At 65.3% G+C, this 14,485-nt stretch carries 8 protein-coding genes; 4 read left to right on the top strand and 4 right to left on the bottom strand.

All coding sequences use genetic code 11. The annotated features are described in order from the left end of the window. Positions 1–159: 159 nt before the first annotated feature. The 3 genes from WKB25_RS06575 to WKB25_RS06565 all read right to left on the bottom strand — a co-directional run bounded on the left by WKB25_RS06575 (position 160) and on the right by WKB25_RS06565 (position 7,112). Complete coding sequence (locus WKB25_RS06575; protein WP_033831508.1) at positions 160–1,104, bottom strand: 5'-nucleotidase; 945 nt, start codon at positions 1,102–1,104, stop codon at positions 160–162. 46 nt (positions 1,105–1,150) lie between these two features. After that, positions 1,151–1,924 (bottom strand): NAD kinase, encoded by a 774-nt coding sequence (locus WKB25_RS06570; protein ID WP_089236114.1) that lies wholly within the window; start codon positions 1,922–1,924, stop codon positions 1,151–1,153. Between the two features lie 211 nt (positions 1,925–2,135). Continuing rightward, positions 2,136–7,112, bottom strand: coding sequence for an NAD-glutamate dehydrogenase domain-containing protein (locus WKB25_RS06565; protein ID WP_340569532.1), 4,977 nt, complete (start codon positions 7,110–7,112; stop codon positions 2,136–2,138). 250 nt (positions 7,113–7,362) lie between these two features. Here WKB25_RS06565 and WKB25_RS06560 point away from each other — a divergent pair, with 250 nt between their 5' ends. The 4 genes from WKB25_RS06560 to WKB25_RS06545 all read left to right on the top strand — a co-directional run bounded on the left by WKB25_RS06560 (position 7,363) and on the right by WKB25_RS06545 (position 13,101). Continuing rightward, positions 7,363–8,019 (top strand): TetR/AcrR family transcriptional regulator, encoded by a 657-nt coding sequence (locus WKB25_RS06560; protein WP_340569530.1) that lies wholly within the window; start codon positions 7,363–7,365, stop codon positions 8,017–8,019. Continuing rightward, positions 8,019–9,284: an efflux RND transporter periplasmic adaptor subunit gene (locus tag WKB25_RS06555; RefSeq protein WP_340569528.1), complete on the top strand. Its 1,266-nt coding sequence runs from the start codon at positions 8,019–8,021 to the stop codon at positions 9,282–9,284. Before WKB25_RS06560 ends, WKB25_RS06555 begins: the two co-directional genes overlap by 1 nt. Before the next feature lie 14 nt (positions 9,285–9,298). After that, the gene (locus WKB25_RS06550) at positions 9,299–12,472 is read left to right on the top strand and encodes a multidrug efflux RND transporter permease subunit (RefSeq protein WP_340569526.1); all 3,174 of its coding nucleotides are present in this window, start codon (positions 9,299–9,301) and stop codon (positions 12,470–12,472) included. A gap of 167 nt (positions 12,473–12,639) precedes the next feature. Continuing rightward, a complete protein-coding gene (locus WKB25_RS06545; protein ID WP_340569524.1) occupies positions 12,640–13,101 on the top strand; it encodes a hypothetical protein in 462 nt (153 codons plus the stop codon). A 123-nt stretch (positions 13,102–13,224) separates the two neighbouring features. On the opposite strand, the gene WKB25_RS06540 is transcribed toward WKB25_RS06545, so the two are convergent. Next, positions 13,225–14,373, bottom strand: a complete 1,149-nt coding sequence (locus WKB25_RS06540; RefSeq protein WP_340569523.1) for an acyl-CoA dehydrogenase family protein — start codon at positions 14,371–14,373, stop codon at positions 13,225–13,227. Positions 14,374–14,485 lie beyond the last annotated feature (112 nt).

The raw sequence follows: 14,485 nt of genomic DNA, 5'->3' as shown, positions 1-14,485 counted from the left end.
CCCCGCTCTGGTAGACGCCCACCTTGGTGGGCGCGGCTGCGCCGCGATGCCAACCAAGGTTGGCAACTACCAGGGCATGGCGCTCTGGTAGACGCCCACCTTGGTGGGCGCCGATACATGGCAGTGCCAACCAACGGTTGGCACCCACCGGCCATGGTTTCAGCCCTCGTTGGCGACACCATGCGGCACATGACCGGCGGCCACGTGTTCACGTGCACTGTCGATGTTGTGCTGCGAATCATCGAAGAAGATATCGGCACCGAACGCCTGCAGGAACGGGCCCTTGTGCCGGCCACCGAGGAACAGTGCCTCGTCCAGGCGCACGCCCCATTCGCGCAGGGTGCGGATCACCCGCTCGTGCGCCGGTGCCGAACGCGCGGTCACCAGCGCCGTGCGGATCGGCGCACTGTCGCCGGCCGGAAACACTTCCTGCAACGTATGCAGTGCAGAGAGGAAACCGCGGAACGGGCCGCCACTGAGCGGCTCGCGTGCACGCTCGCGTTCGTGCCGGCCGAAGGCTTCCACGCCCTGCTCGCGCGAAATTCGCTCGCTCTCATCGCCGAAGATCACCGCATCACCATCGAAGGCGATACGCAGCTGACCGGCCGGGCGGGTGATGTCGATCTGGTCGGCGGCAGCGGCAGCGGTCTCGCCCGGTGGCTTGGGCAGGATGGTCGCCGCGGCGATGCCATGGCGCAGCGCGCTGCGCACCGATTCCGGATTGGCCGACAGGAACAGGTCGGTGCCGAACGGCTTCACGTATGGCCAGGTCGGCTCACCGGCGGTGAAGGTCGCGCGGATGATGCCCAGCCCGTAGTGCTGGATGGAATTGAAGATGCGCAGGCCGGTATCGGCCGAGTTGCGCGACAGCAGGATCACTTCCACGCGCGGGTTCTCGGGGCTGGCGCCCTGGTTCAGCGCCAGCAGCTTGCGCACCACCGGGAAGGCCACGCCCGGCCCGAGGATGTCGTCCTCGTGCTGGCGCTGGTACTCGGCATAGGCGGCCACGCCATCGCTCTCGAACAGCGCATGGCTTTCTTCCAGGTCGAACAGCGCACGCGAGGTCACCGCGACGGTCAGCAAACGGGGGGAGTTGTCGCCCATCGGTGGGGTCCTTCAAGCGGTCGGCAGGGCCGGCCGCCTATTGTCGTCAAAAAACGAACTGTTCGCTCAGGATCCGGTCTTCCAGGTTGTGCTCCGGGTCGAACAGCAGGGTCACCCGGTGCTCGCGCGACTCACGGATCGTCACTTCGACCACATCGCGGGTCTCGTGCGAATCGGCGGTGACGCTGACCGGACGCTTGTAGGGATCGAGCACGCGGAAGCGCACTTCGGTGTCGGCCTTGAGGATGGCGCCGCGCCAGCGCCGCGGGCGATACGGGGCCAGCGGCGTCAGGGCGATGGTGTGCGAGCCCAGCGGCAGCACCGGCCCATGCGCCGAGTAGTTGTAGGCGGTGCTTCCGGCCGGGGTCGCCACCAGCACACCATCACCGATCAGTTCGCCCACCCGCTCCTGGCCATTGAGGTCGATGCCGATATGCGCCGCCTGCCGGGTCTGCCGCAGCAGCGAGACGTCGTTGTAGGCCAGCGACCCGGTGGTGGTACCCGATTCGGTCAGCGCCACCATTTCCAGCGGGCGCAGGTGGGCCGGCTCGGCGCGGGCGATACGCGCGTGCACGTCGTCGTCGCCACGGTACTGGTTCATCAGGAAACCCACCGTGCCCAGCTTCATCCCGAATACCGGCTTGCCCAGGTGTCCGTGCCGATGCAGGGTCTGCAGCATGAAGCCATCGCCACCGAGCGGGCACAACACGTCGGCCTGGTCCGGCGCGTGGTCGCCATAGCGCGAGACCATCGCTGCGCGGGCCATCTGCGCCGGTTCGGTGGTACTGGCCAGGAAAGCGATGCGGGGGGTGTCGCTCATCGGTGGATCCAGGGGAAGGCGTGGTGGAGAGCATAACCGAGCGCCGGGGGTTGGACCCCGCGTGGCGGATGACCGGCACATCCGCCTGACAGGTTCAAGGCCGGCGTCAGGTCAGGTGGTTGCAGAAGATCGAAGGCAGAAACAGAACGGCCCCGCTTTCGCGGGGCCGTTCCGGTTCACGCACGCCGGGCATGGCCCGGCGCTACATCACTTACGCGCCGTGGGCGGCGAGCTGCCCCAGGCGCTGGACTGCGACCGAAACGGTCGGGTAGTCCAGGGTCTTCTGCTCGGCCAGTTCGGCCAGCATCGCCAGGGTGAAGCGCAGGCTGCTGTCGTCACGGCCGATCCACGCGGCCACCTTGGCTTCAGCGGTGCCGCCCTTGGTGGCCAGCACCTGGCCGGCCAGGCTGCGGTGGTGTGCCGCCAGCTCGTCGCGCAGCACGCCACGTGCCACCGCGTGCCAGCGGCCGTTGACCTCCAGCGCGTCGATCTGCTCGAACAGCCACGGCAGCTGCAGGGCGTCGCCCAGGCGGAAGTGGATCTTGGAGACATCCACCGGCTTCAGCTTGCGGGTACGGGCCAGTTCGATGATGTCGAACGCCGGCTCCAGGAAGTGCAGTTCGGCCAGCTGCTGTGCCAGTGCCGACGGCAGGCCCTTTTCCTTCCACTCGGCCACCAGGGCTTCGTAGGTCGGACGCTGCGAATCCGGCAGTACACCCGACGCAACACGGATGTCGTTGAACGGACCCTGGTAGCGGTTGACCGCCTCGGTGATGCCCGGCATCGGGCCGGGGCGCGACAGCAGCCAGCGTACGAACGAACGCTGCAGCTTCCAGATCACTTCCAGCGCATCGATCTGCACCGACTCCGGCAGGGTGCCGTCAAGGGCGTCGATCTGCGCCCACAGCGCGCGGGCATCCAGCGTTTCGCGGCTGATGGTGTAGGCCTTGGCGACCTCGGCAATGGAGCGGCCGGTGTCTTCCTGCATGCGCATCAGGAAGGTGGCGCCCATGCGGTTGATGGTCTGGTTGGTCACGGCCGTGGCGATGATTTCGCGCTTCAGGCGGTGACGCTCCATCGCGTCGGCGTACTTCTTCTGCAGCGGGGTCGGGAAGTAGCGCTGCAGTTCCTTGGACAGGTACGGATCTTCCGGGATGTCCGAATCCAGCAGCTGGGCGAACGCCACCAGCTTGGAATAGGACAGCAGCACCGACAGCTCCGGACGGGTCAGGCCCTGGCCGCGCGCCTTGCGCTGGGACAGCTCGGCATCGGACGGCAGGAACTCGATCTGGCGATCCAGCAGGCCCTGCTGTTCCAGGGTACGGATGAAGTGCTGCTTGGAACCCAGGCGCTTGACCGCCATCCGCTCCATCAGGCTCAGGGCCTGGTTCTGGCGGTAGTTGTCGTTGAGCACCAGCGCGGCGACTTCGTCGGTCATCGACGCCAGCAGCTTGTTGCGCTGCTCGACGGTCAGCTTCTTGGCCCGCACCACATCGTTGAGCAGGATCTTGATGTTGACTTCATGGTCGGAGGTATCCACGCCGGCCGAGTTGTCGATGAAGTCGGTGTTGAGCAGCACGCCAGCCTGGGCGGCTTCGATGCGGCCGAGCTGGGTCATGCCCAGGTTGCCGCCCTCGCCCACCACCTTGCAGCGCAGCTCGCCACCGTTCACGCGCAGGGCGTTGTTGGCGCGGTCGCCGACATCGCTGTGCTGCTCGCTGGTGGCCTTGACGTAGGTACCGATGCCGCCGTTCCACAGCAGGTCGACCGGCGCCTTCAGGATCGCGCTCATCAGATCGTTCGGCGACAGTGCCTTGACGCTCTCGTCCAGGCCCAGCACCTCACGCACCTGCGGGGTGATCTCGATCGACTTCAGGCTGCGCGGATACACGCCGCCGCCCTTGCTGATCAGCTTGGCGTCGTAGTCCGCCCAGCTCGAGCGCGGCACGGTGAACAGACGCTCACGCTCGACGAACGTGGTCGCTGCATCCGGGTTCGGGTCCAGGAAGATGTGGCGGTGATCGAACGCAGCGACCAGGCGGATGTGGCGCGACAACAGCATGCCGTTGCCGAACACATCGCCGGACATGTCGCCGACGCCGACGGCGGTGAAGTCCTGGGTCTGGCTGTCACGGCCCAGTGCACGGAAGTGGCGCTTGACCGACTCCCATGCGCCGCGCGCGGTGATGCCCATGCCCTTGTGGTCGTAGCCGACCGAACCACCGGAGGCGAACGCATCGCCCATCCAGAAGCCGTGCGCGATTGCCAGGCCGTTGGCGATGTCGGAGAAGGTCGCGGTGCCCTTGTCGGCAGCCACCACCAGGTACGGATCGTCCATGTCATGGCGCACGACATCCATCGGCGGCACGATCTTGTTGTTGACGATGTTGTCGGTGATGTCCAGCAGGCCCTGGATGAACAGCTTGTAGCAGGCCACGCCGTTGGCGAAGATCGCATCGCGATCGCCGTTCACCGGCGGCATCTTGGCGAAGAAGCCGCCCTTCGCGCCGACCGGCACGATGACGGTGTTCTTGACCATCTGCGCCTTGACCAGGCCCAGCACCTCGGTACGGAAGTCTTCGCGACGATCCGACCAGCGCAGGCCACCACGGGCGACGGCACCGAAGCGCAGGTGGGTACCTTCCACGCGCGGGCCGTACACGAAGATTTCGCGGTACGGACGCGGCTTCGGCAGGTCCGGCACCAATGCCGAATCGAACTTGAAGCTGATGACATGGCCGTGCTGGCCGTTGGCATCGGTCTGGTAGTAGCTGGTGCGCAGGGTCGCATCGATCACGCCCATGAAGGAACGCAGGATGCGGTCCTCGTCCAGGCTCGACACGCGGTCCATCAGCTTCAGCAGCGCTTCGCGCGCGGCCTGCATCTGCGCATCGCGGTCACCCTTGCGGGCGTCGACCACGGTCTTGAGCACCTTCAGGGTTGCCTCGTCGCCGGCAGCCAGCACGTCGAGGTGGGCCTTCAGCTGCGCCTGGCCGGCGGCGATGTCTTCCTTGCTTTCATGGCCGGTGGCCGGATCGAAGCGGGCTTCGAACAGTTCCACCAGCAGGCGTGCCAGCAACGGGTAGCGGGTGAAGGTGCCTTCGACGTAAGCCTGCGAGAACGGCACGCCGGTCTGCAGCAGGTACTTGCAGTAGCCACGCAGCATGGCGACCTGGCGCCAGTGCAGGCCGGCAGCCAGCACCAGGCGGTTGAAGCCATCGTTCTCGGCATCGCCGTGCCACACGCGGGCAAAGGTCTCACCGAAGGCTTCATCGACGCTGGCCGCGTCGATCGCACCGGCGGTCGATTCGACCTCGAAGTCCTGCACGTACACCGGCGCGTTGTCCACCGACAGGCGGTACGGACGCTCGGCGATCACGCGCAGGCCCATGTTTTCCATCATCGGCAGCGCGTCCGACAGCGGGATGTCATCCAGCTGGCGATACAGCTTCAGGCGCAGGCCATCGCCGGACTCGCGCGGCACGGCCTGCAGGCTCAGGCGCAGGTCGTCCGGGCCGGTCAGCGCATCGAGCTGGCTGACATCGTTGGCGGCAACGGCGGTGCTGTTGTCTTCGATGTAACCGGCCGGCAGCGCCTTGCCGATACGCGCAGCGATGCGCAGGCCTTCGGCTTCGCCATGGCGGCTGACCAGCGCTTCGCGCAGGTCGTCCTGCCAGTTGCGCAGCACCTGGGCCAGCTTCTGCTCCAGTTCGGCGGTATCGACGTCGAGCATTTCGCCCGGCTTCGGACGCACGATCAAGTGCACCTGGGCCAACGGCGATTCACCCAGCACCACCGAGCTGTCCACGTACTCGCCGTGCAGCGCGTCCTTGAGCATCGCTTCGATGCGCAGGCGCACGTCGGTGTTGAAACGCTCGCGCGGCAGGTAGACCAGCGCGGAAATGAAACGGCTGTACTTGTCACGACGCAGGAACAGGCGGCTGCGCACACGCTCCTGCAGGCCCAGCACGCCCATCGCGGTGCGGAACAGTTCGTCCTCGCTGGACTGGAACAGTTCTTCGCGCGGCAGGGTTTCCAGGATGTGGCGCAGGGCCTTGCCGCTATGGCTGGAGCCAGCCAGGCCGGACTGCTTCATCACGTGTTCGTAGCGCTGGCGCACCAGCGGGATCTCCCACGGGCGGCGGTTGTAGGCGCTGGAGGTGAACAGGCCGAGGAAGCGCTGTTCGCCGATGATCTTGCCCTTGGCGTCGAATTCCAGCACGCCGATGTAGTCCATGTAACCGGCGCGGTGCACGCGCGAACGGGCATTGGTCTTGGTCAGGATCAGCGCGTCCTTCAGCCCGGACGTGGTGTTCAGGCCTTGGGCAGCCAGGGTCTTGACCGGACGTGCGGCCGACTTGTCCTTGCCGCGCATCAGCCCCAGGCCGGTGTCGTTCAGCGGCGCCAGCACTTCTTCCTTGCCCTGCTTCTCGACGCGGTACTCGCGGTAGCCGAAGAAGGTGAAGTGGTTGTCGGCCGCCCAGCGCAGGAACTCCTGTGCTTCCTTGCGCGAGGCAGCGTCGACCGGCAGCTGGCGGCTGCCGAGATCGTCGGCCAGCGCCAGCGCCTTGTCCTGCATCGGCTGCCAGTCGCGCACGATGGCGCGCACTTCGTCCAGCGCCTTGTTGATGGCCTGCTCGATGTCTGCCATGGCTTCGGCCGGCTGGCGGTCGATCTCCAGCAGCATCACCGATTCCAGCTGGCCCTCGCCCACCTTGGTCAGCTTGCCGGCCTTGTCACGGGTGAACTGCAGCACCGGGTGGCCCAGTACATGCACGCCAACGCCATGCTCGGCCAGCGACATGGTCACAGTGTCGACCAGGAACGGCATGTCGTCGTTGATGATCTGCAGCACGGTGTGCGGCGATTCCCAACCGTTGGCCTTCGCCGTCGGGTTGAAGACGCGGACGTTGGCCTTGCCGGACTTGCGGGCGCGGGCGAATTCCAGCGTTTCGGCAGCAAGCGCGGCCCATTCCTCAGCGCTGTGATGGGGGAACTCGTCGGCCTCCATGCGCTTGTAGAAGCTGGAGGCGAATGCCACTGCCTCGGCCTGAGCGGCCGCGGGGTAACGCTTGCGCAAGGCCGTGTACACCGGCTCCAGGGAGAAACCAGCGGTCACTGCGACCTCCGACTCAACTGGTTTGCTTTTGTTTTTCACGGTCTTGGCTGCGGTTTTTTGCGGTTTCATGGCAGAGCGGCGCGCTTGCTCAGTTGGGAAAATGAAATTGTAGCCCTACCGCACGAAAAGGCCTTGCTGCAGGACGGAATAACCAGATTCGGGTTTGCTGCGGTTTAGACGCCCTATTCAGTTCGCACCGGTATGGGCATCGCGGACGCACAGCGTTGCCGACAGGATCGGCAAAACGTGTTACCGGAAGACACATGCGGCAACATCGGCGCGATTCCACAATCCTGAACTGGACGGTATAGTCCACCGCGTGAATCCGGCCTACCTTCCTGTCGCCCTCGACGCGCGTGATGAGCGCGTGTTCGATGCCGTGCGCGAACTGCTTGCCCAGCAGGGCATGCAGATGAGCATGGACGCAGTTGCCCAGCACGCCGGCTGCTCGAAGCAGACCCTGTACTCGCGCTACGGCAACAAGCAGGCCCTGCTGCGGCGGGTGATGCAGCGCCACGTCGGTCACGCAACCGGGGCCATGCTGCGTGCACTCCGCGGTGACGACCTGCGTGGCAGCCTGCTGCAGTTCGCCACCGACTTCCTGGAGCACTTCAACCAGCCCCACGTCGGTCAGGCCTGCCGCCTGATCGCCGCCGATGCAGCACAGTTTCCCGAAGAGGCGCGTACGCTGTACCGGCATGGCGCCGGCGCGCTGACGCTTCATCTTGCTGAATGGATTGAAACCGTTTGCAGTCGTGGTCTGCTGCGGCATGACGACCCGCACTTCATGGCCGAACTGCTGCTGAGCATGATCGCCGGTCAGGATTTCGACAAACAGCGCTTCCATATCCCCCATCGTGATGACGCTGCGTTGCGTCGGCGCTGGGCAGAGTTCTCCGTCGATGGCTTCCTGCGCGCATTCGCGCCGCAGCCCTCGCCGGCCCCGTCTTCAAACCAACCCCGGAGTTCCTCCTGATGACCGCCCCACTCCGCACCCTTGCCTTGACGTGCGCCGTTGCTGTCGCCGTAGCAGCCTGCAAGAAGCCGGAACAGCCGACGCCCCCACCGCCGGAGGTGGGCGTGATCGACGCCAAGCCGCAGACCCTGCCGCTGCAGCGCGAGCTGGTCGGTCGCCTGTCGCCGTTCCGCAGCGCCGATGTGCGCGCCCGCGTACCTGGCGTGCTGCTCAAGCGCGTCTATCAGGAAGGCAGCGAGGTCAAGCAGGGCCAGACCCTGTTCCTGATCGATCCGGCACCGCTGCGCGCCTCGCTCAGCGCCTCCGAAGCCCAGCTGGCTTCGGCCCGCGCGACCTACGCCAACGCCAAGGTCGCCGCTGACCGCGCCCGTTCGCTGGCACCGCAGAAGTTCGTGTCCAAGGCCGACCTGGACAACGCCGAGTCGGCCGAGCGCACCGCGCTGGCCGCGGTCAAGCAGGCCGAAGCCTCGGTGACCAGCAGCCGCATCAGCCTGGGCTATACCAACGTCACCGCCCCGATCAGCGGCGTGGCCAACAAGCAGCAGGTGACCGAGGGCGCGCTGGTCGGCCAGGGCGATGTGACCCTGCTGACCACCGTGGACCAGCTCGACCCGCTGTACGTGAACTTCTCGCTGAGCGTGGATGAACTGACCCAGCTGCGTGCGCAGCAGGCCAAGGGCACGCTGGCCCTGTCCGGCGACGGCAAGGCCACGGTCAACGTCAAGCTGGCCGACGGCAGCACCTACAGCGAGCCGGGCACGCTGGACTTCTCCTCGACCACGGTCGACCCGGCCACCGGCGCGGTGTCGCTGCGTGCGGTGCTGCCGAACCCGCAGAAGATCCTGCTGCCGGGCGCCTTCGTCAGCTTCCAGGCCAACCTGGGCGAGCGCAACCACGCCTACCTGGTGCCGCAGCAGGCGCTGCTCCGTGACACCACCGGCGGCTATGTGATGGTGGTTGGCGCCGACGGCAAGGTCGTCCGCAAGAACGTCAAGACCGACGGCGCGCAGGACGGCAACTGGCTGGTCAGCGAAGGCCTGGCTGCCGGTGACAAGGTGGTCGTCGCCGGCGTGCAGAAGGTCAAGGAAGGCACGCCGGCCACGGCCAAGCCGTGGACCCCGGGCCAGGACGCCAACGGCAAGCCTGCCGCCGGCGGCGCTGCTCCGGGCGCGCCTGCCGCAGCTCCGGCCGACGCCAAGGCACCGGCCAAGGCTGACCAGGCCGACAAGGCCGAGCCGGCCGCCACCGAATCGAACAAGCAGTAACGGGACCTTCCGTCATGCCTAAATTTTTCATCGAACATCCAGTCTTCGCCTGGGTGGTGGCGATCCTGATCTCGCTCAGCGGCGTGATCGCGATCCTCAACCTCGGCGTAGAGTCCTACCCCAACATCGCCCCGCCGCAGGTGACCGTCTCGGCCACTTACCCGGGCGCGAGCGCGGACACCACGGAGAAGTCGGTCACCCAGGTGATCGAGCAGCAGCTGACCGGTATCGATCACCTGCTGTATTTCAGCTCCTCGTCCGCGTCCAACGGCCGCGCCTCGATCACCCTGACCTTCGAGACCGGTACCGATCCGGACATCGCCCAGGTGCAGGTGCAGAACAAGGTCTCGCTGGCCACGCCGCGACTGCCTTCGGAAGTCACCCAGCAGGGCGTGGTGGTGGCCAAGGCCAACGCCGGATTCCTGATGGTGGTGGCGCTGCAGTCCGATACGCCGACCATCAACCGTGACGCGCTGAACGACATCGTCGGCTCGCGCGTGCTCGACCAGGTCTCGCGCATCCCCGGCGTCGGCAGCACCCAGCAGTTCGGTTCCGAGTACGCCATGAACATCTGGCTCAACCCGGAGAAGATGCAGGGCTATGGCCTGTCGGCCAGCCAGGTGCTGGCGGCGGTACGGGCGCAGAACGTGCAGTTCGCCGCCGGTGCGCTGGGCTCCGACCCGTCGCCGGAAGGCCAGCACTTCACTGCAACGGTATCGGCCGAAGGCCGCTTCAGCTCGCCGCAGGAGTTCGAGAACATCATCCTGCGGGCCAATGCCGATGGCTCGCGCGTGCTGTTGAAGGACATCGCCCGCGTTGCCTTCGGCGCCAACAACTACGGCTTCGATACCCAGTACAACGGCAAGCCCACCGGCGCCTTCGCGATCCAGCTGCTGCCGGGCGCCAACGCCCTGAACGTGGCCGAGGCCGTGCGCGGCAAGATGGACGAGCTGCAGCCCAGCTTCCCGTCCGGCGTCACCTGGTTCTCGCCGTACGACAGCACCACCTTCGTCAAGATCTCGATCCAGGAAGTGGTCAAGACCCTGTTCGAAGCCGTGTTGCTGGTGTTCCTGGTGATGCTGATCTTCCTGCAGAACTTCCGCGCCACCCTGATCCCGACGCTGGTCATCCCGGTGGCCCTGCTGGGTACGTTCCTGGGCATGTGGATGATCGGCTTCACGATCAACCAGCTGACCCTGTTCGCGATGGTGCTGGCGATCGGCATCGTGGTCGATGACGCGATCGTGGTGATCGAGAACGTCGAACGCATCATGACCGAGGAAGGACTGGCGCCGAAGCCGGCCACGCAGAAGGCGATGACCCAGATCACCGGCGCGGTGGTGGCCATCACCGTCGTGCTGGCGGCAGTGTTCATCCCCTCGGCCCTGCAGGGCGGTGCGGCCGGTGAGATCTACAAGCAGTTCGCCCTGACCATCGCCATCTCGATGGCGTTCTCGGCGTTCCTGGCACTGGGCTTCACCCCGGCGCTGTGCGCGACGTTCCTCAAGCCGACGCACAACGACAACCCGAACATCGTCTACCGCACCTTCAACAAGTACTACGACAAGATCAGCCACACCTATGTGGGCCACATCACCTCCGCGGTGCGCCATGCCCCACGCTGGATGATCCTGTTCGTGGTGCTGACCGCGCTGTGCGGCTTCCTGTTCACCCGCATGCCGGGCAGCTTCCTGCCTGAAGAAGACCAGGGCTATGCACTGGCGATCGTGCAGTTGCCGCCGGGATCGACCAAGAGCCAGACCAACGAAGCGTTCGCACAGATGCGTGGCATCCTGGAAAAGCAGGATGGCTATGAAGGCATGCTGCAGGTGGCCGGCTTCAGCTTCGTCGGCTCCGGCGAGAACGTGGGCATGGGCTTCATCCGCCTGAAGCCGTGGGAAGAGCGCAAGTTCACTGCTCCGGAATTCATCCAGAACATGAACGGCGCGTTCTACGGCATCAAGGAAGCGCAGATCTTCGTGGTCAACCTGCCAACCGTGCAGGGCCTCGGCCAGTTCGGTGGCTTCGACATGTGGCTGCAGGACCGCAGCGGTGCCGGTTACGAGCAGCTGACCCAGGCCCGCAACATCCTGCTCGGCCAGGCCGCGCAGAAGCCGGACCATCTTGTCGGCGTGCGCCCGAACGGTCTGGAAAACGCCCCGCAGCTTCAGCTGCACGTGGACCGCGTGCAGGCGCAGTCGATGGGCATGTCGGTGTCGGACGTGTACAGCACCATCCAGCTGATGCTGGCCCCGGTGTACGTCAACGACTTCTTCTACGAAGGCCGCATCAAGCGCGTGACCATGCAGGCCGATGGTCCGTACCGCACCGGCCAGGAATCGCTGAAGAGCTTCTACAGCCCGTCCAGCCTGACCACCAATGCCGATGGCACCAACGCGATGATCCCGTTGAGCACGGTGGTCAAGTCCGAATGGGTCTCGGCACCGCCGTCGCTGAGCCGCTACAACGGCTATTCGGCGATCAACATCGTCGGTTCGCAGGCACCGGGCACCAGCTCGGGTGAAGCGATGCAGACCATGGAAGGCATCGTCAACGACGACCTGCCGGCGGGCTTCGGCTACGACTGGTCCGGCCTGTCCTATCAGGAAATCCTGGCCGGCAACGCCGCGACGCTGCTGCTGGTGCTGTCCATCGTGGTGGTGTTCCTGTGCCTGGCGGCGCTGTATGAAAGCTGGTCGATCCCGGTGGCGGTGCTGCTGGTGGTACCGCTCGGCGTGCTGGGTGCACTCGCCCTGTCGATGATGCGTGGCCTGCCGAACGACCTGTTCTTCAAGATCGGCCTGATCACCGTGATCGGCCTGGCCGCGAAGAACGCGATCCTGATCGTGGAGTTCGCGGTGGAACAGCGTGCGGCGGGCAAGACCCTGCGCGATGCCACCATCGAAGCGGCGCGCCTGCGGTTCCGCCCGATCCTGATGACGTCCTTCGCGTTCATCATGGGCGTCATCCCGATGGCGATCTCCACCGGTGCCGGCGCCAACTCGCGTCACGCCATCGGTACCGGCGTGATCGGCGGCATGCTGTTCGCCACCCTGCTCGGCCTGCTGATGATCCCGGTGTTCTTCGTGGTCGTGCGGCGCATGCTGGGCGACAAGCTGGATGAACCGTCGAAGGAATTCCTCGGCCGCCAGCGTGATGCGGAAAGCGCCCACCGCCCGGATCGTTGATCCGACGGTGAGTTGAAACGAGAAAGGCCCCGGAGCGATCCGGGGCCTTTTTCTTTGCTGCTTTTCTGTAGAGCCGAGCCCATGCCCGGCCGCTCATGTCGCAGCCGGATTCGTCAACTACGAGTCCCGATGAATTCAAGGGCCATAACGCACACGATATCGCCCAGATGGCGACCGCTCGGTTCCGACTTGAATCACAGATCGGTGAAGCGTTCACCGGTGCCACCACCAACTCCACCATCTGGAACAGCATGGCGACGTTTCTCTCTTCCATTGGCCTGAGCTTCGTCAGCAAGGCGCTTGGCATCGACGGAGCGATATACGTCATCACGTGGCGGGACGGTTCCAAGACAACCCTCCTCATCCGCGCCGACTCCGTTAACGAGGCCAAATACGTACAAGGCGGAAGCAAGGATGCACAGGGCAAACGCATCCCCGACGGCGCCGCCAGCAATCCGGATACCGCACAGGGCTTTGCTGGTGTCTATCAGTTCAAGGACAAGGAGGCGATGCTGCGCTGGATCGATACCGCACGCCTCTACGGCGTGACGGTCATCGAAGGCAGCGGCATCGCAGGCGGGCTGGATTGTCGCTGGGATGGACGGACACTGACCTGCAGAGGCAATTGATCGGGAAGCACACTCCGATGAAGAAGCCTTGGAGTGACCCAAGGCATTTTGCGCTGCGCTTCGAGGTGGGTGCGGACCTTGGTCCGCACCATCCACGCATGGCGTGGATCTACCCGATGGCTGTCAACGCAGCCCGGTCTCGTTGCGGGCGATCACCAGCCGCTGGATCTCCGAGGTGCCTTCGTAGATCTCGGTGATCTTGGCATCACGGAAGTAGCGCTCCAGCGGCATTTCCTTGGAATAGCCCATGCCGCCATGGATCTGCACGGCCTGGTGGGTGATCCACATCGCCGCTTCCGAAGCGGTCAGCTTGGCGATGGCGGCCTCGTTGCTGAAGCGCTTGCCCTCGCCCTTCACCCATGCCGCACGCAGGGTCAGCAGCAGCGCCGCGTCCAGCTTGCACTTCATGTCGGCGATCTTCGCCTGGGTCATCTGGAAGGTACCGATGGCCGCACCGAAGGCCTTGCGATCCCTCACGTACTCCAGGGTCGCTTCATAGGCGGCACGGGCGATACCGATCGCCTGCGAGGCGATGCCGATGCGGCCGGCGTCGAGCACGCCCATGGCGATCTTGAAGCCCTCGCCTTCCAGGCCCAGCACATCCTCGGGCTGCGCCACGTAATCGTTGAACTCGATCTCGCAGGTGGCCGAGGCACGGATGCCCAGCTTCGGTTCGGTCTTGCCGCGACCGAAACCGGCCTTGTCGGTGTCGATCATGAAGGCGGTGATGCCACGCGCGCCCTTGTCCGGCTCGCTCATCGCGAACAGCACGATGTACTTGGCCACGGGGCCGGAGGTGATCCAGCTCTTCTTGCCATTGATGACGTAGCTGCCGTCGGCCTGTTTGATCGCACGGCAACGCATCGCCGTGGCATCCGAGCCCGACTGCGGCTCGGTCAGTGCGAATGCACCGATGGCCTCGCCCTCGGCGATGGCACGCACGTATTTCTGCTTCTGCGCTTCGCTGCCATGGGTCAGGATGCCGTTGCAGAACAGCGAATTGTTGACCGACATGATGGTCGAATGCGCAGCATCACCGGCGGCGACCTCCACCATCGCCAGCACGTACGCGATCGGGTCCATGCCCGCGCCACCATATTCGGACGGCACTTCGATGCCCATCAAGCCGTTCTCGCCCAGCAGGCGGATGTTGTCCAGCGGGAACTCACCCGTACGGTCATGGTGCTCCGCACTTGGGGCGATCTTTTCCTGCGCGATCCGGCGCGCAACGTCCTGCAGCATCAACTGCTCTTCGGTAAAGCTGAAATCCACAACACCCTCCCGGGAAAATGGTTCACCGATTGTACCGGGGGCGGGGCATTGGCGGCTGACTCGGCCCAGGCTGCGGCTTGACCGGGCAGCCCCTGTCAGCGAATATATCTCT

The organism is Stenotrophomonas sp. G106K1 (assembly GCF_037969685.1).
Classification (GTDB): Bacteria; Pseudomonadota; Gammaproteobacteria; order Xanthomonadales; family Xanthomonadaceae; genus Stenotrophomonas; species Stenotrophomonas lactitubi.
This window is presented reverse-complemented; position numbering and strand designations above follow the sequence as displayed.

Bases quoted from the DNA above. Each gene is read 5' to 3' on its own strand.
- WKB25_RS06555 (WP_340569528.1), top strand. From the start codon at position 8,019: ATGACCGCCCCACTCCGCACCCTTGCCTTGACGTGCGCCGTTGCTGTC.
- WKB25_RS06570 (WP_089236114.1), bottom strand. From the start codon at position 1,924: ATGAGCGACACCCCCCGCATCGCTTTCCTGGCCAGTACCACCGAACCG.
- WKB25_RS06575 (WP_033831508.1), bottom strand. From the start codon at position 1,104: ATGGGCGACAACTCCCCCCGTTTGCTGACCGTCGCGGTGACCTCGCGT.
- WKB25_RS06545 (WP_340569524.1), top strand. From the start codon at position 12,640: ATGGCGACCGCTCGGTTCCGACTTGAATCACAGATCGGTGAAGCGTTC.
- WKB25_RS06565 (WP_340569532.1), bottom strand. From the start codon at position 7,112: ATGAAACCGCAAAAAACCGCAGCCAAGACCGTGAAAAACAAAAGCAAA.
- WKB25_RS06550 (WP_340569526.1), top strand. From the start codon at position 9,299: ATGCCTAAATTTTTCATCGAACATCCAGTCTTCGCCTGGGTGGTGGCG.